This window comes from Bradyrhizobium sp. NBAIM08, from assembly GCF_020193935.1.
GTDB lineage: Bacteria > Pseudomonadota > Alphaproteobacteria > Rhizobiales > Xanthobacteraceae > Bradyrhizobium > Bradyrhizobium yuanmingense.
The window spans coordinates 258,925-280,369 of the sequence record NZ_JADYVR010000008.1 but is presented as its reverse complement, the minus strand read 5'-3'; the positions used below and the strand labels follow the sequence as shown (position 1 = coordinate 280,369).

The window sequence follows — 21,445 nt, the reverse complement described above, 5'->3', positions numbered from 1 at the left end:
AGGTGGGACGCAGGTAAATAGCTAGTAAGTCAGCTCGGCGATGGCAATCCGGTTCTCGGACGCAGCCCAGGCGCGTGCCACAATCCGTTCTTCGCCGAATTGGGCCACGATGTTACGGCCAACCTCGGTGGCGGGAAGCCGCAGGGTGGCTGCCGCATCCGTGGGCACGCCCGGCTTGACGTCGGCCGGCTCCTTGCCGTCGAGCAGCACCACGTCGCGCGGCAGGCCGAAATAGCCGCGCGGACGCGACATGATCACGACGGCGCCGGCGGCCTTGTCGGCCGGCCCGAGCGGCCGCGCGGGCCGCAGATGCACAACCTCGGACGAGCGCGGGAAGGGCGAGCGGTAGATGTGCGTCGTCGGCGCATCCGGCGAGGTCAGCACGAATTCGAGCGACCAGGCGGGATCGACCTGCGCCGGCCCCCAACGGCCATCTGAGCCTGTTGTCGAGCTGTACAGCGCACCGTCTTTGCGCTCCCCGGTATCAGGATCGTCACGGAAGACATCGACGATTGCACCCGCGACCGGACGATTGGTCGGCACGCCGCCGGGCGTACCCGTGACGAGGCCGCTCAATCTCACGCTGGTCTCCGGCACGATCGCGATGCGCGCAGGTTCGCGCCCCGCGATGAACTTGTAAATCTCGCGGAACGCGCGCGGGTGAAACGCCACCTCGCGATGGTCGAGCGCGCCGAGCACGAGATTGGTGGCGCCCTTCAGCTCCGGCCCTTCGGCGGTGACATTGGTCGGCATGCCGGGCTTGCCGATAAAGCGGCCATCGGGTTGCGCGAATTTGTCCAGACCGTCGCTGCGCAGCGTGAGGAAAGCGACTCCCGGCGTCACCTCACTCTCGCCCTCGTTCAGTCCGCGCAGGAACGTGCCGCGGCCATTGAATTCGTTGTTCGGCTGGTCGTCTGTTGCGAACACGCCGTGATTGGGCGTACCGCACAGCACCGCATGGCTGACATCACCGGCGCCGCCGTTCTTGATGACGTTACGGATCGCGTAGCCGCCGCGCGAGCTGCCGACCAGCGCCACGCGGGCTGCGCCGGTGCGGCGCTTCAGCTCGGTGATGGCGGCAGCGAGCTCGAGGCGCTGGTCCTCGGTCGAGGAGCGACCCGCCTGCTCGACCTTGTCGTCGTTGCGCGCCAGCGGGTCGGTGAAATTGATCGCCATCATGCGATCGCGCGCGATACCGTTGGACTCCATCCGCCAAAGCGTCGTCATCCAGAGCGCGCCGTAATCGCCATTGCCGTGGACGAACAGAATCGGCGGCAGCTCCGTGGCGGGCGCGGTCTGCGCCGGCGCGCCCGTCCGCAAGCTCGCAAGTGCGAAAGGCACGCTCGCAGCCCCTTGCAAGATCGTCCGTCGCGACAGCTTCATCTGTTCCTCCCCGGCAAACCTAGCTCTTTGCACTGCTTATACCGGCCTAAGCACTGGACAGCGAAGGACTTTCGCGGGCATCACTGAATTGGCCGGAATCACCACGACCACTTCTGCCATCCGACATGGAAGGGGATATGACCGAGCAGCCGAACCGCCCGAAATTGGCCGCCGACGGCATCACTGCGCCCCTGCGGTACACCGTGTTCCGGCGGATCTGGCTCGCCAGCCTGCTCTCCAATCTCGGCCTCCTGATCCAGGGCGTGGGTGCGGCCTGGGCGATGACGCAGATGGCGGCCTCGGCAGACAAGGTGGCCCTGGTGCAGACCGCGCTCATGCTGCCGATCATGCTGATCTCGATGCCGGCCGGCGCCATCGCCGACATGTATGACCGCCGCATCGTCAGTGTGATTTCGCTGTCGATCGCGCTGATCGGCGCGAGCGTGCTCACCGTGCTGGCCGGCTTCAACCTGATCACCCCGGAATTGCTGCTCGCCTTCTGCTTCATCGTCGGCAGCGGCAATGCGCTGTTCGGTCCGGCCTGGCAGTCCTCGGTCAGCGAACAAGTGCCGCCCGAGGCATTGGCGTCCGCGGTGGCGCTGAACGGCATCAGCTACAACATCGCGCGCAGCTTCGGTCCGGCGGTCGGCGGCGTCATCGTCGCTGCGCTCGGTGCGGTGGCCGCATTCGCCTGCAATGCGATCCTCTATCTGCCGCTGCTGGTGGTGCTGCTGCTCTGGCGCCGCAACACCGAGGTGTCGCGCCTGCCGCGGGAAAAGCTCAACCGCGCCATGGTCTCGGGCGTGCGCTACATCACCAATTCGCCGCCGATCAAGATCGTGCTGTTGCGCACGCTGGTGATGGGCCTGATCGGCGGCGCGGTGATGGCGCTGATGCCGCTGGTCGCGCGCGACCTCCTGCATGGCGGCGCGCAGATGTATGGCATCATGCTCGGCGCCTTCGGCATGGGCGCGGTGATCGGCGCGCTCAACATCCACGAATTGCGCAAGCGCATGAGCGGCGAGGCCGCGATCCGCGCCTGCACCATCACGATGGCCTTCACCATGGCCGCCCTCGCTTTGAGCACGGAGCCGGTGCTGACGGCGGCCGCGCTGGTGCTAGGCGGCGCAGTCTGGATGGCGGCGATCGCGCTGTTCAATATCGGCGTGCAGCTCTCGGCCCCGCGCTGGGTCGCCGGTCGCTCGCTCGCAGCCTTCCAGGCCGCGATCGCCGGGGGCATCGCGATCGGCGCATGGGGCTGGGGCCATCTCACCGACTATGCCGGCGTCGAGATCGCATTGCTGACCTCGGCCGGCCTGATGCTGATCTCGCCGCTGCTCGGCATCTGGCTCACGATGCCGCGTGTCGGCGCCCGCAACGAGGATGCGGACATGCTGGCCGATCCCGAGGTGAGGCTGTCGCTGACAGGGCGCAGCGGCCCGCTCGTGGTCGAGATCGAATATCGGGTTGCGCAAGAGAATGCGCGCGCGTTCCACAACGTGATGCAGGACGTGCAGCTCTCGCGCCAGCGCAACGGTGCCTATGGCTGGTCGATCGCGCGCGACATCGCCGACCCCGAGCTGTGGACCGAGCGCTATCACTGCCCGACCTGGCTCGACTATTTGCGTCAGCGCAACCGTGCGACCCAGTCCGAACGCGCGCTGCATCAGCAGGCGATCGATTTCCACATCGGTCCCGAGCCGGTGCGGATCCGCCGCATGCTGGAGCGCCCCTTCGGTTCGGTGCGCTGGAAGGACGACACGCCGGACCGCGCCAACAGCGAGGTGCTGCCGGTGGTCGCGACCGCGGCGGGAAGCAGTACGTAGTCCTCTCGTCATTCCGGGGCGCGCCGTAAGGTGCGAACCCGGAATCCATTTATCGCAGGAGTTGGTCGCGCGATGGATTCCGGGTTCGCGCTTCGCGCGCCCCGGAATGACGATCACTGCCCGTGCTGGGTCAGCACCTTGTCGCAGGCCTTGCTCAGCTTGGTGCGGTTCTGCTTCAGGCAGGCCAGCACGGCACCGTCGCCATTGTCCATTACGGGACGGCAGAAGCGCGTGACGTCGCGCGCGCAGGCATCATGGCCGGGCTGCTGTTGCGCGGAGGCGCTCGATGCGCACAGGAGCAAGGAAATAACGAAAAGCAGTCTGGTCATCGCGCAATTGCCTCTTACCCGGAAAGACGTGCGGGCGAAGCTAGTGCGACGATCCCGCACCTGCAACGGCTTTGTTGACTAGCTGCAGGGCGCCGCCGCATCACCCCGGCTACATGCCGGGGGGCATGACGAGGGGAGCTGCAGCGTCTTGGTTACTGTGTGTCCTGAGCGTCAGCGACCTTGCGCGAGGCGCCCTTGGCGAGGGTCTTGTCCATCACCGCGCGGCATCCGGCGCTGAGGTCCGAGCGATGCTTGATCATGCACGCGGTGATCTTCGGGATATTGGGGATCTCGGCCGAGCAGAGACGGAAGGCATCGCCCGTGCACATCTGCTGCGCCTCGGCCGAGAAGGCGAAGCTCGCGCCCGTCGAAGCGATCGAGACGATGGCGGCAAAGCCCAGGGCCAGGCTGGTGTCGCGGATCTTGCCGGTAAACGACTTGGTCATTTGAAGCTCCCGTTGGCGCCGCCTCAGCGGGCCCGTTGTCGATGGGAGCTACGATGCTCCGGCAAAACCGTTTCCACTGTGATGACGCTCACGGGAGACCCGTCCTCTGTGATCTCAGTCACTCAGACGCAGCCCACTGAAATTCCTTCGCAACCGCTGTCGTGTTGGTGTCACGTTAACTCTTACTTCGCATTAATGGCTCGTCGCGCGGGAAATTCCGCCGGTTTGGTTGCGTAATTGGAAAGAGTAACGATGCGTAATGCGTTGGGCCTGATGCTGGCCAGTGTAGTTGCGGCGGTCGTGATCGCCGCCGGCGGTTGGTTTTATTATTCCGCGCGCGCCGACCAGGGCGCTCCCAAGACAGTTGCCGCCCGTGCCGCCGACCCATTGCCGGCACAGGCGAAGCTCGCCGCCAAGGACGACGTCGAGACCACCGCGGCCGTCGCGGCCAAGCCGGCCGCAGCAGCTCCAGCACCTGCCCCCGTGCCGGTCATGCCGATGCAGTCGAAGCAGGCCTGCGCCAATCCGAACGCGCTGGGTGTGTCCCGCGTCGTCGAGATCGACACGACGGGCGGCCCCGGCTTCGGCTTCGAGCATTTCAAGCAGTTCGACTTTCTGACCGAGAAGGAGGTCGTGCTGACCTTCGACGACGGTCCGTGGCCGGTCAACACGCCCACGGTGCTGAAGGCGCTCGCGGACGAATGCACCAAGGGCCTGTTCTTCTCGGTCGGCAAGCACGCGACCTACCATCCGGAGATCCTGAAGCAGGTGCTGGCCCAGGGCCACACGGTGGGCACGCACACCTGGTCGCATGTCAATCTGAACAGCAAGAAGTTGACCGAGCAGCAGGTCAAGGACGAGGTTGAGAAGGGCTTCAGCGCAGTGAAATTCGCGCTCGGCACCAACCCGGCGCCGTTCTTCCGCTTTCCGCAGCTTCAGCACAATCCCGCGATGGTGAGCTATTTCGGCACCCGCAACGTCGCGATGTTCTCGACCGAAATCGACTCCTTCGACTTCAGGAAGGGCGCGACGCCGGAGAAGATCGTCGAGACCGTGATGACGAGGCTGGACAAGCTCGGCAAGGGCATCATCCTGATGCACGACTTCCAGAAGAACACGGGCCTCGCCCTGCCGACGCTGCTCGCGCGGCTGAAGGCCGGCGGTTACAAGGTCGTGCAGATGAAGGCCAAGACGAGCCTCCAGACGCTGCCGGAATATGACGAGGCGCTGATGAAGGACATGAAGGTGCCGACCGCGGGCACGAACACGCGCCCGATCGCGAGCGTCGTGCAAACGGTCTCGCAGTAAGCGCCAAATCCAAAACTCTTGCGTCATGGCCGGGCTTGTCCCGGCCATCCACGTTTTAGGATCAGGCGCGAAGACGTGGATGCCCGGGTCAAGCCCGGGCATGACGGCGAGATCCGGGTACAGGTCGGCGCCTCACCAATAGATGCCGTGTCGATGCAGCTCGCTGATGATGCGGCGCTCGGTCCAGCTGCGCTTGGGCTTCGGCTTGTCCGCCTTTGCCGTGGTCTTGGCCGCGGGCTTGGTCGTCGTGACCGGCACGGAGGCCGTCGCCGGTGTGGTGACGGTCGGAGTGGTCGCCACTGTCGGCGCGGAGAGCGACACCGCCGGCGGACGATCATGATATTTCTGAACCTCGGTGGCCGGCGCGGCTTCGCTCACCTGCGCCGTCACGGTGCTCGCCGATGTCGTGGTTTGCGGAGTGGAGGTCTGTTCGCCTGCCGCCGCCAGCGACAGACCGCGGGAGCCGCCTGCCTGGGCGGAGGCAGAAGCCAGCAGCATGGCGGCAATCAGAATGATCTTGCGCATGTGAAGTCTCCCCGTGTTGGCGTGACAGGACGTTAGGGGAGCCATGTCTGCGATTATGTGATCGCGATCACGCAGCCGAGCGAGCCCTGATGCAGGCTGATGCCTGGTCATCGGAGCGCTTGAGGTCGGATGAACCGGGGCGCTGGTGCCGCAAGAGGGATTCGAACCCCCGACCCCGTCATTACGAATGACGTGCTCTACCGACTGAGCTATTGCGGCGAACCTGCCGGGACCAAAGCAATGCCGGCCCCGATACGTGCGCCCCTGATATCGGGCATGGCCCGAATTGGCAAGGACAAGCGGGAGGCGAAATACCGCTCACGCGCCCCAGCGGGACCAGAATCCGCGCCAGCCGCCCGCCTGGGCTTTGGGCGTGCCGATTTGTTCCGTAAATTCGTCGCTTGGGCCGTCGTCGTCGATCCCGGGATCGTCCGGTGCGCGGACGATCGGGATGACGGTCTGGGTCGGCGCCGATGCGGGCTTGCTGAGGTCGGCCCGGGTCCGGAAGACCGGCGTCGGCGCCGGCGGCGATGATTCGGCGGGCGCCGGAGCCGGATTCGCCGGCTCGGCGGGCGTGACGACCGGCTCGTCGACCTTCGCAGTTTGCTCCCCAGTCTCCTTGGCCACTTCCTTGGTAGCCTCCTTCGCGGCGTCCTTGGCCTGAGGGGGTGAATTGTCCTGCGCGGCCGGTGCCGGCAGCGGGGCCACCTCCGGCGGTTCCACCGCGGCTTCGCTGGGAGCGGCGGTCACCCGCTTCGGCGGCGGAGCGGCCAGCATGGCTTCCTCGAAGGCCGAGGATTCGAGCGTGGGGCCCTTGTCCGAGGGCAGACTCGCGACCGGCGCCTGCCACTGGAACGCATCGAGGCGGCCGGTGACCGGGGAGACCGGACGCCAGCGGTCGCTGACATAGCCGTCCGCGGTCCAGGCGGGATCGAGCCGGGCGCGCACCGCGCGCAAGGTCCAGGCGCGGGCGCGGCCGCCGTCACCATGCTCTGTGCGCTCGATCTCGGCCATCAGCAGCGCGACGCGCTGGGTCGGATCCTTGAGATAAGGCGCGAGCACCTCGCGCGCGCGGGCGAACTCGGAGGCCTCGATCGCAGCACGCGCGATCGCGAGCTGCCCTTCGACATAACCGGGCTTGTCGGCGGGGGTCTTCGCGGCGAGAGTTTCTACCCGCTGCAAGCGGTGCCATGCGGAATCGCCGAGCTTCACATGCGCATAGGCGTCCGCGAGATCGGGATGCGGATTGGAGAGCCAGGCGGCTTCCACCAGCTTCATGGCGCGGCGCACCTGATGCGCCTCGCTCTCGAATTTTGCCGCGAGCACGGCCGCCGGCACCAGGGTCGGCGCGAGCTTGACCGCCTCCAGCACGCTCTCGCGCGCGACGTCGCGGTCCATCGTTTCCAGCTCCAGCGCACGCGCGGCGAGCAGCACACCGCGCTGCCGGCGATAGGTCTGCTTGTCGATCAGGCCCGCGGACAGATTCGAATCGAGGATCGCGAGCGCGCCGCTCCAGTCGCCGCGCGCGCAGCGGAAGCCGAGCACCGCGTGCGAGGCCCAGGTCGCGGACGGCGACAGCTTGATCGCTTCCTCCGCAATCATCACGGCGCCGACCGCATCATCGGCGCGCTGCGCCTCGATGAAGAGACCGCGCAGGCCGAGCAGCCGCGTGTCCTCGCGTTCGGCCATGGCGCGGAAGACGCGTTGCGCCTCGTCGCGATTGCCTTCGAGCTGCGCCGACTGCGCGTGCAAAAGCAGTGCGAGCGGATCGTTCGGCGCATGCCGCCGCGCCGCCTCGGCGTGCCGGCGCGCGAGCGCGGAATCGCCGTGGCCGATCGCGAGCAGGCCATGGGTGATGGCGTGACGGCCGCGGGCATGGCGCTTGTCATGACGGCGTCGGCGCAAGCGCCCCGGCATGCGCCAGATCATCGTCAGGATGCTCCAGACCAGCACGACGGAAGCGGCGAAGAGGCCGAGCAAGAACACGAACCTCGGCAGCGTCGTCGAGATGCGGAAGCTGCCCGCGGTCAGGACGAGATCGCCGGACTGGTCGGCGACCCAGGCCGCGCCGGCCGCCGCCAGTGCGATCAAGACGAGAAAGAGGACGATGCGAAGCATGGCGATCCCTATACGCGCCGATTGTTGCGCGAATCTTATTGAGTAGATTTGGCGAGATCCGCCATGGCATCGTCGGCGAATTTGCGGGACGCGGCGAGCGCGGCGTCGCGGGCGTCGGCTTTGTCGAGCCAGGCCTGCGCCGGAGCACGATCAGCCTCGGGCAGCGTCTTCAGCTCGCGCCGCGCTTCGGCGAAATCGCTACGGAGCGCCGCCGCCGTGACGCGCGTCACGATGGCGCCGCGATCGTTGCCGACGCCATCGGTGCGCTCGATCCGCACGAGCTTTGACGCACCCGCCTGGAGACGCTCGACAATGCCGGCTTCGCTCGACGGAGCTTCAGCCGGCGGCGACAGCTTCGGCACGATATTGAGGAGCTCGCGGCTCAGCGCCGCCGATGTCGGGATGCCGGACGATGCAAACGCCTCGAGCGGTTTGAGCATGTCGGGCTTGGTCGCCAGCGACCGCGCCGCGGCCAATTGCGATTGATAGGGATCGCCGTGGCGAACGGCAACGTCGAGCAGGGACGCCGCCACCACATAGCGGAGCGGCTTGTCGTCCATCGTCTTGGCCTCGGCGATCTTCTCGCCCTGCTGCGCAAGCTCGGCCCGCTCGGTCTTGCTCGCGCGCTCGAGCTGGGCGATGCGGTCGGTGAGCGCGGCAAGATCGGGCGCGGCACTCGGCGGCGCGGATTTCGCATCGTTCAGCGCGCTCGCCGTCTTATCGAACTGTGCGCGCAAATTGGCGATGTCGCCGCGCAGTGCGCTCGCCGCTTTCTCCAACGCGTCGATCCGCGCGACTTGGGCCGGATCGGCCGCCGGCCTCGCGGCCCTGGCTTCGACCGCAGCAACGCGTCCGCTCAGCGCATCGACGGTCGCACTTGTGACCTGCGGCGCGGCCGGCGGGGCCTGCACCGCGGGCCAGCCCAGCATCCAGCCGACTGCGATCACGACCGCAGCCGCGGCAACGCCGGAGAACGGCGCGATGACCCAGGGCGAAATCGGCGCCGATACAGGCACCGCCGCGGAGGCCTGCTGCTCTGCAGATTCGGACTGAGGCTCGGCCTTGACCTGTTCCGAGCCGGGCTCTTCCACCCTGGCCTGCTCCTGCGCGACATGCTCGGATGCCTCGGGCTCGCCCGCGACCTGCTGCGGCTGGGTCGAGACTTCCGTCGCCTCGAGGTCGATGGTGGGCGGGGTGCGCTTGGCACGACCCGGATCGGGCGCCAATCCAGCGTCTTCAGGCTTGTCGTCGGCCATCGTGACGGTTCCTCACACTTCCATACCAGGGATGGATTAGATTGCGTCGGATTCGGCCCGACCTTTACGCCAAACGGGTCCGCAACGCACGCTCCAAGGTGTCGAATAAGGCAGTTTCGTCCGGCGTTGCGGCCACCAGAACCTGTGACGCGCCGGCATCGCGCAGCACGCCCGCAACGGTCTCGGACAGGCAGCAATGCGGGATCGCCAGCGCCGAAATTTCGACACCTTCGTCCCGCGCCGCATCGAGGAACGCACGTGCGCTGCGCCGGGAGTAGTGCAGCACCGCCTCGATCCCGTGGGCGGCAAAGCCCTCGCACACCTCGCGCGGCAGATGCTTCACCGGCGCCATGCGGTAGGTCGTCTGCGTCACCACGCGGAAACCTTCCGCCCCGAGTTCGCCGCCGAGGTCGCGCGACAGATCCGCGCCGGCGAGATACAGCAGCGTGCTGTTTTTCTTCAACACCTTGTCGCGCGCGCTCTGCATCACCTTGTCGCGCAAGGACGCGGCGTCGCCCCCGGCGACGATCACCTCGGCAAAACCAGCCTCTCGCGCCGCTGCAGCCGTATGTTCGCCGACCGCGAACAATGGCAGCACCAGCAGACCGAGATCCGGCAATTGCGGCGCTATGGCGCGAATCGCGTTGGCCGAGGTGACGAGAACGGCATCATAAGAAACTTCGCTCTCGCCTTGGAAGGCGACCGGCTCGAGCTTGAGCGCCGGCGCAAGCAGTACCGCATGCCCGCGCGTGCGCAGATTGTCCGCCGTCGCCGCATTGTCGGGATGCGGCCGTGTGACAAGAATGGACATCGCTGCTGTTCCCGGACCATTTGGCGGTGACGCATTGACCAGAACGGCTGCGCGTGACGATTGCGCAAGCCGACCCCGGGATGCTACCGGACGTACCAGAACTCTGCTTTATGGATGAGCGCAAGGGCGCAAATTGGATAACAATTCGCCAATGCTGGTGCTGGGCATCGAAACCACCTGCGACGAGACCGCCGCGGCCGTGATCGAACGCGCGGCCGACGGCAAGGGCAAGATCCTGTCCAACATCGTGCGGTCGCAGATCGAGGAGCATGCCCGCTTCGGCGGCGTGGTGCCGGAGATCGCCGCGCGCGCGCATGTCGACGTGCTCGATGGGATCATCGACCGCGCCATGAACGAGGCCGGCATCGATTATGCTCAGCTCGACGGCGTCGCGGCGGCCGCGGGGCCCGGGCTGATCGGCGGCGTCATCGTCGGACTCACCACCGCGAAGGCGATCGCGATGGTGCACGACACGCCGCTGGTCGCGGTGAATCATCTCGAAGCGCATGCGCTGACGCCGCGTCTCACCGACGGCATCGAATTTCCCTATTGCCTCTTCCTCGCCTCCGGCGGCCATACCCAGATCGTCGCAGTCACCGGTGTCGGTCAGTATGTGCGGCTCGGCACCACGGTCGACGACGCCATCGGCGAGGCCTTCGACAAGGTCGCGAAGATGCTGGGCCTGCCCTATCCCGGCGGCCCGCAGGTCGAGCGCGCGGCGGCAGGCGGCGATGCCACGCGCTTTGCGTTTCCCCGGCCGATGCAGGGGCGCCCCGATGCCAATTTCTCGCTGTCGGGACTGAAGACGGCGGTGCGCACCGAAGCGAGCCGGCTGGCCGAGCTCATGCCGCAGGACATCAGCGATCTCTGCGCGAGCTTCCAGGCCGCCGTGCTCGATTCAACGGCCGACCGGCTGAGCGTCGGCCTGAAGCTTTTCCGCGAGCAGTTCGGCGCACCGCGCGCGCTGGTCGCCGCCGGCGGCGTTGCCGCCAATCAGGCGATCCGCGGCGCGCTTGACGATGTCGCGAAGCAGGCCGGGACGCAGCTGATCATGCCACCGCCCGCGCTGTGCACCGACAACGGCGCCATGATCGCCTGGGCCGGCGCCGAGCGCCTGGCGCTTGGCCTGACCGACACGATGGACGCGCAGCCGCGCGCACGCTGGCTGCTCGATGCCAACGCGACCGCGCCCGCGGGCTACGGCAAGACTCGGGCGGGATTCTAGGGATGACCGCGTTCCAATCCGTCGCAGTGATCGGCGCGGGCGCCTGGGGTACGGCGCTGGCGACGGTGGCGGCGCGAGCAGGGCGAAACGTGACGCTGTGGGCACGCAATGCCGAGCACGCCGCGCGGATCGCATCGACGCGCGACAATCCGCGGCTGCCCGGGATTCGGATCGTGCCTGAGCTCGTCGTGACGAGCGATCTGGCGCTCGCCGCGCGTGCCGACATGCTGCTGATTGCGACGCCGGCGCAACATTTGCGCGGTGCGGTCAACATGCTGGCCTCGCACATCACGAAGGCGGTGCCGATCGTCGCCTGCGCCAAGGGTATCGAGCACGGCACCCATAAGTTCATGACCGACGTGATCGCCGAGGCCGCGCCGCACGCGCAGCCGGCGATCCTGTCGGGGCCGAGCTTTGCCGACGACGTCGCACGCGGCCTGCCGACGGCAGTGACCCTGGCGGCAAGCGATGAGGCGCTCGCCAGCAGCCTGGTGCAGGCGCTGGGCTCGCGGACATTCCGCCCCTATCACTCCACCGACATTCGCGGCGTCGAGATCGGCGGCGCCGCCAAGAATGTGCTGGCGATCGCGGTCGGCATTGCGGTCGGGCGCAAGCTCGGCGCCTCCGCGCAGGCGGCGCTCACGACCCGCGGCTTTGCCGAGCTGACGCGCCTCGGCCGTGCGCTCGGCGCACGCAGCGAGACGCTCACCGGCCTGTCGGGCCTCGGTGATCTCATTCTGACCTGCTCGAGCCCGCAATCGCGCAACTTCGCGCTCGGCCTCGCGCTCGGCCGCGGCGAGCAGCCTCCCGCCGGCAAGCTCGCCGAGGGCGAGTTCACCGCCCCCGTGCTGATCGAGCTCGCCGCTTCGCAAAACATCGAGTTGCCGGTATCTGAGGCGGTCGCATCGATCCTGAGCGGCCGAAGCACGATCGATGCCGCGATCTCGGCGCTGATGACGCGCCCCTTCAAGGCAGAGGAATAAGCATGGCGTACTGGCTCGTGAAATCCGAACCGTCGGTGTGGTCCTGGGACCAGCAGGTTGCGAAGGGCGCCAAGGGCGAGGCCTGGACCGGCGTGCGCAATTTCACCGCCCGTCAGAACCTCGTGAACATGAAGAAGGGCGACAAGGCGTTCTTCTATCATTCCAACGAGGGCAAGGAGATCGTCGGCATCGCCGAGATCATCAAGGAGGCCTATCCCGATCCAACCGACAAGACCGGCAAATTCGTCTGCGTCGACATCAAGGCCGACAAGCCCCTGAAGACGCCGGTGACGATGGCCGCGATCAAGGCGGAGAAGAAGCTCGCGGATATGGCGCTGGTGAAATATTCGCGCCTCTCCGTGCAGCCGGTGACGGCAGAGGAGTGGAAGCTAGTCTGCAAGATGGGCGGGATGTAGTTACGTCGTTTCGTAGCCCGGATGGAGCGCAGCGCAATCCGGGAAAGTCTCGATTGAAGCCCGATCCCGGATTACGCTTCGCTCCATCCGGGCTACGATATCCGGGCTTGCGACTCCTCCAGCGCAAACACCTCGCACGGCGCGGCAATGCCGCGCAGCTCATGCGTCCCAAGCGCAACCAGCGGCATCTCCGTCTCGGCGGCGAGCGCGCCCGACACCAGCACCGTCCGGCCCAGCGGCTTGCACAATCCCTCCAGACGGCTGGCGAGGTTGACGGCGGGGCCGATCGCGGTGAAGTCGAGCCGGTTCGCGGCGCCGATATTGCCCCAGAGCATCTCGCCGAGATGGAGCGCGGCGCCAAACGACAAAGGCGGCAGCCCTTGCGCGCGGCGCTCCTTGTTGAGATACGCCATCCCGGCTTCGGCTGCGCTTGCCGCGCGCAAAGCAGCGTCACAGGCGCGGCGCGGGGACGCCTCGAGCACCGGAAAGATCGCGAGCACGCCGTCGCCGATGAATTTCAGCACCTCGCCGCCGAAGGCGTGAACCGCGCCGGCGATGCGATCGAACCAGGCATCGAGCGCCGCAATGACCTCGGCCGGCGGTGTCGTCTCCGACAGGGTCGTGAAATTGCGCAAATCCGCATAGAGCAGTGCGGCCTGGATGGTCTCGCCGAGATCGCGGCGCAGAGGCGCCGCCAGTACCCGCTCCGCGCTGCGCGTGCCGAGGTAAGCATCGAGCGTCGCCCGCAAGGTGGCGCGCGCGGCGAGGAGGGCCAGCGGCGTTGCGGCGAAACGCGCGGCTAGACGCAATTGCTCGATCTGATCCGCCGTGAACGGACGCGGTCCGATCCAGCCGAGCAGCGGCCCATCGGACCGTCCGGCGACATCTTCATGCACCTCGCCGCCGGCGATATCGCGCAGCCAGCGGCGGCCGGCGTCGTCGGGTGGATCGGGCGCGAGGCCGCCCGGCGCGAAGCCGAGCGCTTCGATCACCTGGCCGCTGTCGGCACGCCACAGCCAGGTCCGCTTCGCGATCAGCGGATGCGGCACCTCCAGCGTCAGGGCGCCTGCCGCGAGCGGCACGCCATCGGCGGCCAGATGCGCGCCGAGCTCCGCGAGCAGGTGGTCGGCCCCGCGACAATCCGAGGCCGCGTCGAGGAGCCAGGCGAGGGTCGGGGAGAGCTGCATCCGGCGATCATGGCGAAACAGGGCCGTCTTTGCCACGGGCAATCCTTGACGGAGCACAGGGCCGCCGCCATGTCCCATCGTCAGACCAGGGATGATTGCCGATGCCCGAACCCTTCATAGTGCGACGCGAGACCCAGATCGCGGCCCCGCGCGCCACTGTCTTCGCCTACCTCACCGACCCCGAAAAGATCCTGAGCTGGATGGGCTCCGACGCAACCACGGAGCCTTATCCCGGCGGGCTCTACCTGCTCAAGGGCGTCAGCCCGGACGGCGCCGCCGCCCGCGGCGCGTTCCGCGAGGTCGTGCCGGTGCATCGTCTGGCCTATACGTTCGGCTGGGAGGGTGGTCAGGAAGTGCCGCCCGGCTCGAGCCTGATCGAGATCGACCTGATCGAGCAGGACGGCGGCACGCTGCTGCGCATGACCCAAAGCGGCCTGCCGAACGAAGCGCAGGCGGCCGCTCATGCAACGGGTTGGGCGCACTACCTTAAGCGGCTCACGATCGCAGCCGCAGGCGGCGATCCCGGTCCTGACAAGGGTGTCTCGGCCAGGACGTAGCTCTTGTAGCAACTATCAGGTTGCTACGGCCGTGTCGTTACACCGCCGCGGTTGCCACCACCTGCGCCAGCAGCTGCTCGCGCCTGGCCTGCGAGCGCTGACCCGTCATGGTCGCGGCGAAGCGCTCGAGGATGCCCTCCTCGAAGGCGGTGACGATGGTGTCGTGGACGTAGCTCTTGCGGCAGATCGCCGGCGTGTTGGAGAGCTGGTCGGCGGCGGCGCGGATCGCATCCAGCACCTGCTTCTTGCGGCCGCGCTGGCTGCTCGCCGGCGTGATCCGCGACAGCGATTCCACCACGACGGCGGACGCCATCAGCGTGCGGAAATCCTTCAGCGAAATCTTGATGCCGGCGATCTCGCGCAGAAACGCGTTCACCTGGGTGGTATTGACCGCGCGCACGATGCCGGAGGCATCGCGATACTGGAACATGCGCTTGCCGGGAACGCTCTGCAAAATGCCGATGGCGCGCACCAGCTTGGCGGCGTCGCACTCCTTGCGCACCGCCTTACCGCCCTTGGCCTTGAAGGTCAGCACGAAACAATCGTCTTCCAGCGTGACGTTGGACTTCAGCAGCGTGGTCGCGCCGCGGGTGCCGTTGAGGCGGGCGTAGGATTCATTGCCGGGGCGGATCGCGGTGCGCGCGATCAGCTCGATCACGGCCGAGAGCGCGAACTCGCGCGTCGGCTCGTCCCCTGACAGGAACGCCGAGACCTTGCGCCGGATTTTCGGCAGCGCGCCGACGAGCTTTGCCAGGCGATGCGCCTTGCGCTGCTCGCGGACCTTCTCCCAGTCGGCGTGATAGCGGTATTGCAGCCGGCCCGCGGCATCGCGGCCGACGGCCTGCAGATGCGAGTTCGGGTCGGCGGAGTAGCGCACCTCGCGATAGGCCGGCGGCACCGCCATGGAATGCAGCCGCCGGATGGTGCGGGCGTCGCGGATATGCGCACCGTTGGGGCGGACGAAGGAATAGCCCTTGCCGCGCCTGATACGACGGATGGTCAGCTCGTTCTGGTCGCCGAGCCGCAAGCCGAGCTCCTTGGCGAGGGCCTCGACCGTCGCCGCAGGCGCCGCGTCGTAGGTCTTCTTGGGGCTCGGGCGCCTGAAACCGGTCGGTTTCGGCCATTGTCCGAGGGCCTTGGCTAGGGCAATGGCTGCAGGATCGGCTGAAGCGGGCCGTATCGTCCCGAGATTCTGCTGATCCATCATGGTCTTACGCCTTAGCCCTGTCCTGTTGTCGATCAATGCCGCTGTTGTGATTTTTGTTCCAAGGGGTCTCTTTGGACCCGGGTTGGCCATTTAGGGTGTTCCGAACACGATTGCGAGTCCCGAATCAGTGAGAAGAGGTTACTAAATACCTCTCCTCGCCGCATGGGGGCTCTGCGGTCTCTGTTCTGGCGGTTTGGGTGAAGAGCCGGAAAGTGCTCGTCGGCCCTGTTTCAGATTTGCGACAGCGGGCCTTCCGGAGCTTGATTCTCCGCATGGCCGGCTGCCCGTCGAAGGTCCAGCTTGTGCTCCTTGTCGGGTCCGGTTAGCCCGACGCATAATCCATCAAATGATGCTGTCGGCATTGCCTTAGCTTGCCGCATGTGGAGGGAAGCATGTCCGAGAAGATCTACGATATCCCCGCGGAGTGGGCGAAGCGCGCCTGGATCGACCAGGCCAAGTACAAGGAGATGTACGCCCGCTCGATCTCGGACCCGAACGGTTTCTGGGCGGAGCAGGCCAAGCGCATCGACTGGATGAAGGCGCCGACGAAAATCGAGAACGTCTCGTTCGCGCCGGGCAACATCTCGATCAAATGGTTCGAGGACGGCATCCTGAACGTCGCCTACAATTGCATCGACCGGCATCTCGCCAAACGCGCCAACCAGACCGCGATCATCTGGGAGGGCGACGATCCCTCGCAGTCCAAGCACATCACCTACAAAGAGCTGCATGACGAGGTCTGCCGGATGGCCAACATCCTGCGCACCCGCAACGTCGGGAAGGGCGACCGCGTCACCATCTACCTGCCGATGATTCCCGAGGCCGCCTATGCAATGCTGGCCTGCGCGCGGATCGGCGCGATCCACTCCGTGGTGTTCGCGGGCTTCTCACCTGACAGCCTCGCCCAACGCATCAACGACTGCCAATCCAAGGTGATCATCACCGCGGACGAAGGCCTACGCGGCGGCAAGAAGGTGCCGCTGAAGGCCAATGTCGATGCGGCGCTTAGCAAGGCCGACGGCGTCGACTGGGTCGTCGTGGTCAAGCGCACCGGCGCCAAGGTCGACATGAACCCCACGCGCGACCTCTGGTACCACGAGGCCGCGGCGATGGTGACCACAGAATGCCCGGTCGAGCACATGCACGCCGAGGATCCGCTGTTCATCCTCTACACGTCGGGCTCGACCGGCCAGCCCAAGGGCGTGCTGCACACCTCCGGCGGCTATCTCGTGTTCGCCTCGATGACGCATCAATGCGTCTTCGACTATCACGACGGCGACATCTACTGGTGCACCGCCGACGTCGGCTGGGTCACCGGCCACAGCTACATCCTCTATGGGCCGCTCGCCAACGGCGCGACCACGCTGATGTTCGAGGGCGTGCCCAATTATCCGGATAATTCGCGGTTCTGGAACGTCATCGACAAGCACAAAGTCAACATCTTCTACACCGCGCCGACCGCAATCCGCGCGCTGATGCAGTCCGGCGACGAACCGGTGAAGAAGACCTCGCGCGCCTCGCTCCGCCTGCTCGGCTCGGTCGGCGAGCCCATCAATCCCGAAGCCTGGGAGTGGTATCACCGCGTCGTCGGCGACGACCGCTGCCCGATCGTCGACACGTGGTGGCAGACCGAGACCGGCGGCATCCTGATCACGCCGCTGCCGGGCGCGACCAAGCTGAAGCCCGGCTCGGCGACGCAACCGTTCTTCGGCGTGGTGCCTGAGATCGTCGATGCCGACGGCAAGGTGCTGGAAGGCGAAACATCAGGCAATCTCTGCCTGACGCGGTCCTGGCCCGGCCAGATGCGCACGGTCTACGGCGACCACGCCCGCTTCGAACAAACTTACTTCTCGACCTACAAGGGCAAATACTTCACCGGCGACGGCTGCCGCCGCGACGCCGACGGCTATTACTGGATCACCGGCCGCGTCGACGACGTCATCAACGTCTCCGGCCACCGCATGGGCACCGCCGAAGTCGAGAGCGCGCTGGTCGCGCATGAGAAGGTATCGGAAGCCGCCGTCGTCGGCTTCCCGCACGACATCAAGGGTCAGGGCATCTACGCCTATGTCACCCTGATGGCCGGCGTGCAGCCGAGCGACGAGTTGCGCAAGGAGCTCGTGACCTGGGTGCGCAAGGAGATCGGCCCGATCGCCTCGCCCGACCAGATCCAGTTCGCCCCGGGCCTGCCCAAGACCCGCTCCGGCAAGATCATGCGCCGCATCCTGCGCAAGATCGCCGAGGACGAGCCGGGCAGCCTCGGCGACACCTCGACGCTCGCCGATCCCGCCGTTGTCGATGATCTCGTCAAGAACCGGCAGAACAAGAAGTCGGCGTAAGGCGAGTTCGTGCCCCGGACGCAGCGCAGCGCTCCTTCAGCGGTGCGCTGCTGAGCCGGGGCCCATCTAAACGTCAGAACGTGTAGCTTCCTGGACTCTGCGCAGCAGCGTTTCACGCTGCAGCGCATCCGGGACACGCGATTAGTTTTCGCGTCAGCGCGCCCTCTCAACCAACGGCCATTCACACCCTCACGCTGTTGTCAGCGGGCGCGGCAGCGCGCCTGCATCTTTCCCGCCCAGTGTTGTTTTCAGGTCATTTACTTTATTTCGAACATTTTCTTTGTTCCCCCTGCTGGCCGGCCCTCGGCAGCCGCGGCTGGAAACCATTGGGTTAACGGGCGCGGTTAAGAATGAGCATCGACGAGGGCTTGGTGCGGCGACGATTGCCGGTTCTGCGTCATTTTGGACGATCCGTTTTGGGCAAGGGGAAGCATCGATGTCGATGAGGATTGCGGTGGCGCTGGCCGCCACCATCGCGGCTGGGGCCTTGACGTCGACGGCGGCGCAGGCGCGGCCCGAAATGGTGGGGGCGCACTTGGCCGACTATTCGCCGGGCACCATCGTGGTCAAAACCAGCGAGCGGCGGCTTTATCTCATCCTCGGGAACGGCCAGGCCGTGCGCTATCCGGTCGGCGTCGGCAAGGCCGGCAAGCAGTGGGCCGGCACCACGAAGATCGACGGCAAATATCTCAATCCGGCCTGGGCGCCGCCCGCTGAGGTGAAGCGCGACAAGCCTGGTATCCCCGACGTCATTCCGGGCGGCTCGCCGCGCAACCCGATGGGCGTTGCGGCGATGACGCTCGCCGGCGGCGAATATGCGATCCACGGCACCAACGTGCCGGGCTCGATCGGCGGCTTCGTCTCCTATGGCTGCATCCGCATGCTCAACGACGACATCACCGATCTCTACGGCCGCGTCTCCGTCGGCACGACGGTGGTCGTGACGCGCTGATCGCCTGAATCAGCCGAGATGAAATGAAAGGCCGCGTCTTCGACGCGGCCTTTTTATTGCCAGAACCGCCAGCCGCGCGCGCACCAGCCGTCGCGATGGCCGCCATTGTAGCTGCGCACGAAGCCGCCGGCGAGCAGTGCCGCCGAGACGTTCGCAGTCCGCAGGGTCGCGACGTCGGCGAGGACTCGGCCGTATTTGTCGGGAGCGAGATTGGTGATGGTCACGCCGCCCTGGCCGAGTAGATCGCGCAAGGCACGGGCCGCAGCTTCGGCCTTGTCCAGCTCCTCCTGGCAGGATGCTTTCAGTTCGGGCGCATCGATGCCGCGCAGCCGAATGCGGACCACGGGATCGCGTCCCTCGTGCAGACGAACACGGGCGAGAAAAGTGTCGCCATCGATCGCGCGGATGAATTCGACCGGACGCACATCCGCGTGGCCGGTCTGCTGAAGAACGATCTCGGCATCTCCATTGCGATCGGTATCGCGAACAAGCCAGTGCGTTCCATGACGGAATGTGAGCACGACGGCCAGCGCGATGCCCACCACGAACATCCAGGGCAATAGGCCGGAGAGGCGGCGGCCGAACGGCGAGCCGCTGAACTGCGGCCGGTAGGAATTGGGGCGATCCTGGAAACGCATCAACTCACGCTATGTCTGAGTCGGGGGAACTCACAAGCACGAGCGTGTCCACAAACGACGCCGAATGCGCCGGAGGCCATGCACGAAAGTTCCGTCTGTCAAAGAGGTTAGCCGTAGTTCTACTGGGGATCCGCGAATATTTTCCAAATCTCAATCATTGGTTGCGAATAGCTGTTATACGACAAACCGAGGGGAGATTGCCGTGAGGTCATTCAGGTTTCGCATTGGAACAAAGCTCGGCATCGTGACGGGCGTGAGCGTCGTGCTGGTCGGCGGCATGCTGACCAATCAGATGCTCGGCAACCGCTCCATTGCCGAATCCAATCGCCTCGTCACGATCAACTATCTCAACAAGGGCAATGCGCAGGCGGCTCAGACGGCGATGGCACGCGCGCAGCTCGCCGCTCTCGAACTCGGCTCGGCACCGTCAGCCGGAGAGGTCGACAGGCTCCTCGAGCTTCTCCGTACCCGGGCCGGCGAAGCCGGCACCGAAATCGATGCCGCGAGAGAGCGGGCGACCCGCAAGGTCACACAGGACGCTTACCGCGAGGCCAAGAAGTTCGTCGATGCGTATCTGGCCAGCGGCGTCGAGCTCGCCGCGGCGCAAAAGGCGGTCATCGCCGCCCCCGCGGGTGACGCCAAGCTTGCAGCAGAGTCGGCCAAGGCAAGTATTCTCGCAGAGCATATGCGTCCGGCAGCGCAGGAAGTCAGCAAGCGCATCGACGATCTCGTCGGCGTCGCCAACGAATTCGCCGCGCGCCGCAAGGGCGAGATGCTGGCCGAGTTGGACCGCGTCGCCAATTTCGCTTTGATCGTCGGCCTATTCGTCGTCCTGACGTTGGTCGGCTCCGCGGTCTTTTCCGTCTCGAACGTCGCCCGTCCGATCCGTCGCATCGGCGATGTGCTCCTGCAGCTCGCCGGAGGCAACAAGGCGATCGAAATTCCCTACACCCGCCGTGGCGACGAGGTCGGCGACAACGCCCGCGCGGCACAGACCTTCAAGGACAATCTGATCCGCATCGAGCAGATGGAAGCCGAGCAGAAGAACCATCAAGCCGCTGCGGCCGCTCAGCGCAAGCAGGAGATGACGCGGCTTGCCAACGCGTTCGAAACTGCGGTCGGCGGCATCATCAACTCGGTGTCAACCGCATCCCAGGAGCTCGAATCCGCGGCCGGCACGTTGTCGGGTACGGCCGAACAAACCCAGCAGCTCTCCGGAATGGTCGCCGCCGCCTCGGAGGAAGCCTCGACCAATGTCGGGGCCGTGGCGTCCGCGGCCGAGGAAATGAGCACGTCGGTCGTCGAGATCGGCCGTCAGGTGCACGATTCCAGCCGTATCGCCGGCGATGCGGTCAAGCAGGCCGAGCGCACCGATGCCCGGATCAACGAGCTGCTCAAGGCGGCGGGCCGCATCGGCGACGTCGTCAAATTGATCACGGCGATCGCCGAACAGACCAACCTCCTGGCGCTAAACGCAACGATCGAGGCGGCGCGCGCCGGCGAGTCAGGCCGCGGCTTTGCGGTCGTGGCGAGCGAGGTCAAGGCGCTCGCGGCGCAAACCGCGCGAGCGACCGAGGAAATCAGCGCGCAGATCGCCGGCATGCAATCGGCAACGCAGGACTCCGTCGGAGCGATCAAGGAAATCGGAACGACCATCGGCCGCATCTCCGATATTTCCACGACCATTGCCGCGACGATCGAACAGCAGGGCGCAGCGACGGCCGAGATTGCGCGAAACGTCAGCGAAGCCGCCAAGGGAACGGTCGAAGTCGCAGACAAGATCGCCCAGGTCAGCCATGGCGCGAGCGCGACCGGCGCGGCGTCGGGACAGGTGTTGGCGTCGGCGCGTTCGCTGTCGAGCGAAAGCAGCCTCCTGAAGACCGAGGTCGAGAAGTTCCTCAGCACCGTGCGCGCCGCGTAATGCGCAACGGAGCGGCGA

Annotated in this window: 19 protein-coding genes and 1 tRNA gene; 9 read left to right on the top strand and 11 right to left on the bottom strand. The window is 66.3% G+C overall.

Features of this window, described 5'->3' with window-relative positions; translation table 11 throughout:
- Nucleotides 1–21: 21 nt before the first annotated feature.
- Nucleotides 22–1,383 carry a hydrolase gene (locus tag I6F37_RS26745; RefSeq protein WP_225153153.1) on the bottom strand — a complete coding sequence of 454 codons (1,362 nt, stop codon included), beginning with the start codon at nt 1,381–1,383 and terminating at the stop codon, nt 22–24.
- Nucleotides 1,384–1,520: 137 nt separating this feature from the next.
- Between I6F37_RS26745 and I6F37_RS26740 the strand changes: the two genes are divergently transcribed.
- On the top strand, nt 1,521–3,209 hold the full coding sequence (locus I6F37_RS26740) for an MFS transporter (RefSeq protein WP_225153151.1): 1,689 nt from the start codon (nt 1,521–1,523) through the stop codon (nt 3,207–3,209).
- A 113-nt stretch (nt 3,210–3,322) separates the two neighbouring features.
- Here I6F37_RS26740 and I6F37_RS26735 read toward each other — a convergent pair whose 3' ends face one another.
- The gene (locus tag I6F37_RS26735; protein ID WP_036002903.1) at nt 3,323–3,538 is read right to left on the bottom strand and encodes a hypothetical protein; all 216 of its coding nucleotides are present in this window, start codon (nt 3,536–3,538) and stop codon (nt 3,323–3,325) included.
- A 152-nt stretch (nt 3,539–3,690) separates the two neighbouring features.
- Nucleotides 3,691–3,984 carry a hypothetical protein gene (locus tag I6F37_RS26730; protein WP_036038816.1) on the bottom strand — a complete coding sequence of 98 codons (294 nt, stop codon included), beginning with the start codon at nt 3,982–3,984 and terminating at the stop codon, nt 3,691–3,693.
- A gap of 252 nt (nt 3,985–4,236) precedes the next feature.
- On the opposite strand from I6F37_RS26730, the gene I6F37_RS26725 reads away from it, so the two are divergent.
- Nucleotides 4,237–5,292 (top strand): polysaccharide deacetylase family protein, encoded by a 1,056-nt coding sequence (locus tag I6F37_RS26725; protein WP_225113180.1) that lies wholly within the window; start codon nt 4,237–4,239, stop codon nt 5,290–5,292.
- Between the two features lie 132 nt (nt 5,293–5,424).
- Here the strand turns inward: I6F37_RS26725 and I6F37_RS26720 are convergent, their stop codons facing one another.
- The 5 genes from I6F37_RS26720 to I6F37_RS26700 form a co-directional block, all read right to left on the bottom strand.
- Complete coding sequence (locus tag I6F37_RS26720) at nt 5,425–5,817, bottom strand: hypothetical protein (RefSeq protein ID WP_036002911.1); 393 nt, start codon at nt 5,815–5,817, stop codon at nt 5,425–5,427.
- A gap of 143 nt (nt 5,818–5,960) precedes the next feature.
- Nucleotides 5,961–6,036: transfer RNA gene (locus I6F37_RS26715), tRNA-Thr, on the bottom strand.
- A gap of 99 nt (nt 6,037–6,135) precedes the next feature.
- The gene (locus I6F37_RS26710) at nt 6,136–7,935 is read right to left on the bottom strand and encodes a heme biosynthesis protein HemY (RefSeq protein ID WP_225113179.1); all 1,800 of its coding nucleotides are present in this window, start codon (nt 7,933–7,935) and stop codon (nt 6,136–6,138) included.
- Between the two features lie 35 nt (nt 7,936–7,970).
- Complete coding sequence (locus I6F37_RS26705) at nt 7,971–9,191, bottom strand: COG4223 family protein (protein ID WP_036002917.1); 1,221 nt, start codon at nt 9,189–9,191, stop codon at nt 7,971–7,973.
- A gap of 64 nt (nt 9,192–9,255) precedes the next feature.
- A complete protein-coding gene (locus I6F37_RS26700) occupies nt 9,256–10,002 on the bottom strand; it encodes a uroporphyrinogen-III synthase (RefSeq protein WP_225113178.1) in 747 nt (248 codons plus the stop codon).
- Nucleotides 10,003–10,159: 157 nt separating this feature from the next.
- On the opposite strand from I6F37_RS26700, the gene tsaD reads away from it, so the two are divergent.
- The 3 genes from tsaD to I6F37_RS26685 are packed head-to-tail and all read left to right on the top strand — an operon-like array spanning nt 10,160 to nt 12,626.
- A complete protein-coding gene (gene tsaD / locus I6F37_RS26695; RefSeq protein ID WP_193375182.1) occupies nt 10,160–11,227 on the top strand; it encodes a tRNA (adenosine(37)-N6)-threonylcarbamoyltransferase complex transferase subunit TsaD in 1,068 nt (355 codons plus the stop codon).
- Nucleotides 11,228–11,229: 2 nt separating this feature from the next.
- Entirely contained in the window at nt 11,230–12,210 is a 981-nt protein-coding gene (locus I6F37_RS26690) for an NAD(P)H-dependent glycerol-3-phosphate dehydrogenase (protein ID WP_225113177.1), read from the top strand.
- 2 nt (nt 12,211–12,212) lie between these two features.
- A complete protein-coding gene (locus I6F37_RS26685; protein ID WP_225113176.1) occupies nt 12,213–12,626 on the top strand; it encodes an EVE domain-containing protein in 414 nt (137 codons plus the stop codon).
- Nucleotides 12,627–12,718: 92 nt separating this feature from the next.
- Here I6F37_RS26685 and I6F37_RS26680 read toward each other — a convergent pair whose 3' ends face one another.
- Complete coding sequence (locus I6F37_RS26680; protein ID WP_225113201.1) at nt 12,719–13,813, bottom strand: adenylate/guanylate cyclase domain-containing protein; 1,095 nt, start codon at nt 13,811–13,813, stop codon at nt 12,719–12,721.
- Between the two features lie 101 nt (nt 13,814–13,914).
- On the opposite strand from I6F37_RS26680, the gene I6F37_RS26675 reads away from it, so the two are divergent.
- Entirely contained in the window at nt 13,915–14,370 is a 456-nt protein-coding gene (locus I6F37_RS26675; RefSeq protein ID WP_225113175.1) for an SRPBCC domain-containing protein, read from the top strand.
- Between the two features lie 37 nt (nt 14,371–14,407).
- Here I6F37_RS26675 and I6F37_RS26670 read toward each other — a convergent pair whose 3' ends face one another.
- On the bottom strand, nt 14,408–15,577 hold the full coding sequence (locus I6F37_RS26670; protein WP_225113174.1) for a DNA topoisomerase IB: 1,170 nt from the start codon (nt 15,575–15,577) through the stop codon (nt 14,408–14,410).
- A gap of 392 nt (nt 15,578–15,969) precedes the next feature.
- Here I6F37_RS26670 and acs point away from each other — a divergent pair, with 392 nt between their 5' ends.
- Together acs and I6F37_RS26660 are read left to right on the top strand one after the other, a co-directional pair.
- Nucleotides 15,970–17,916, top strand: a complete 1,947-nt coding sequence (gene acs, locus I6F37_RS26665) for an acetate--CoA ligase (RefSeq protein ID WP_036002939.1) — start codon at nt 15,970–15,972, stop codon at nt 17,914–17,916.
- A 436-nt stretch (nt 17,917–18,352) separates the two neighbouring features.
- A complete protein-coding gene (locus I6F37_RS26660; RefSeq protein ID WP_036024233.1) occupies nt 18,353–18,868 on the top strand; it encodes a L,D-transpeptidase in 516 nt (171 codons plus the stop codon).
- A 53-nt stretch (nt 18,869–18,921) separates the two neighbouring features.
- On the opposite strand, the gene I6F37_RS26655 is transcribed toward I6F37_RS26660, so the two are convergent.
- A complete protein-coding gene (locus I6F37_RS26655; RefSeq protein ID WP_225153150.1) occupies nt 18,922–19,506 on the bottom strand; it encodes a thermonuclease family protein in 585 nt (194 codons plus the stop codon).
- Nucleotides 19,507–19,708: 202 nt separating this feature from the next.
- Here I6F37_RS26655 and I6F37_RS26650 point away from each other — a divergent pair, with 202 nt between their 5' ends.
- A complete protein-coding gene (locus I6F37_RS26650) occupies nt 19,709–21,427 on the top strand; it encodes a methyl-accepting chemotaxis protein (RefSeq protein WP_225153148.1) in 1,719 nt (572 codons plus the stop codon).
- Nucleotides 21,428–21,445 lie beyond the last annotated feature (18 nt).

What these genes read in the sequence shown, in the direction of transcription:
- I6F37_RS26705 (WP_036002917.1), bottom strand. Translation starts at nt 9,191, where the DNA reads ATGGCCGACGACAAGCCTGAAGACGCTGGATTGGCGCCCGATCCGGGT.
- I6F37_RS26680 (WP_225113201.1), bottom strand. Translation starts at nt 13,813, where the DNA reads ATGCAGCTCTCCCCGACCCTCGCCTGGCTCCTCGACGCGGCCTCGGAT.
- I6F37_RS26700 (WP_225113178.1), bottom strand. Translation starts at nt 10,002, where the DNA reads ATGTCCATTCTTGTCACACGGCCGCATCCCGACAATGCGGCGACGGCG.
- I6F37_RS26710 (WP_225113179.1), bottom strand. Translation starts at nt 7,935, where the DNA reads ATGCTTCGCATCGTCCTCTTTCTCGTCTTGATCGCACTGGCGGCGGCC.
- I6F37_RS26655 (WP_225153150.1), bottom strand. Translation starts at nt 19,506, where the DNA reads ATGCGTTTCCAGGATCGCCCCAATTCCTACCGGCCGCAGTTCAGCGGC.
- I6F37_RS26740 (WP_225153151.1), top strand. Translation starts at nt 1,521, where the DNA reads ATGACCGAGCAGCCGAACCGCCCGAAATTGGCCGCCGACGGCATCACT.
- I6F37_RS26720 (WP_036002911.1), bottom strand. Translation starts at nt 5,817, where the DNA reads ATGCGCAAGATCATTCTGATTGCCGCCATGCTGCTGGCTTCTGCCTCC.
- I6F37_RS26660 (WP_036024233.1), top strand. Translation starts at nt 18,353, where the DNA reads ATGTCGATGAGGATTGCGGTGGCGCTGGCCGCCACCATCGCGGCTGGG.
- I6F37_RS26685 (WP_225113176.1), top strand. Translation starts at nt 12,213, where the DNA reads ATGGCGTACTGGCTCGTGAAATCCGAACCGTCGGTGTGGTCCTGGGAC.
- I6F37_RS26730 (WP_036038816.1), bottom strand. Translation starts at nt 3,984, where the DNA reads ATGACCAAGTCGTTTACCGGCAAGATCCGCGACACCAGCCTGGCCCTG.
- I6F37_RS26735 (WP_036002903.1), bottom strand. Translation starts at nt 3,538, where the DNA reads ATGACCAGACTGCTTTTCGTTATTTCCTTGCTCCTGTGCGCATCGAGC.
- I6F37_RS26690 (WP_225113177.1), top strand. Translation starts at nt 11,230, where the DNA reads ATGACCGCGTTCCAATCCGTCGCAGTGATCGGCGCGGGCGCCTGGGGT.
- I6F37_RS26675 (WP_225113175.1), top strand. Translation starts at nt 13,915, where the DNA reads ATGCCCGAACCCTTCATAGTGCGACGCGAGACCCAGATCGCGGCCCCG.
- I6F37_RS26670 (WP_225113174.1), bottom strand. Translation starts at nt 15,577, where the DNA reads ATGATGGATCAGCAGAATCTCGGGACGATACGGCCCGCTTCAGCCGAT.
- acs (WP_036002939.1), top strand. Translation starts at nt 15,970, where the DNA reads ATGTCCGAGAAGATCTACGATATCCCCGCGGAGTGGGCGAAGCGCGCC.
- I6F37_RS26745 (WP_225153153.1), bottom strand. Translation starts at nt 1,383, where the DNA reads ATGAAGCTGTCGCGACGGACGATCTTGCAAGGGGCTGCGAGCGTGCCT.
- I6F37_RS26725 (WP_225113180.1), top strand. Translation starts at nt 4,237, where the DNA reads ATGCGTAATGCGTTGGGCCTGATGCTGGCCAGTGTAGTTGCGGCGGTC.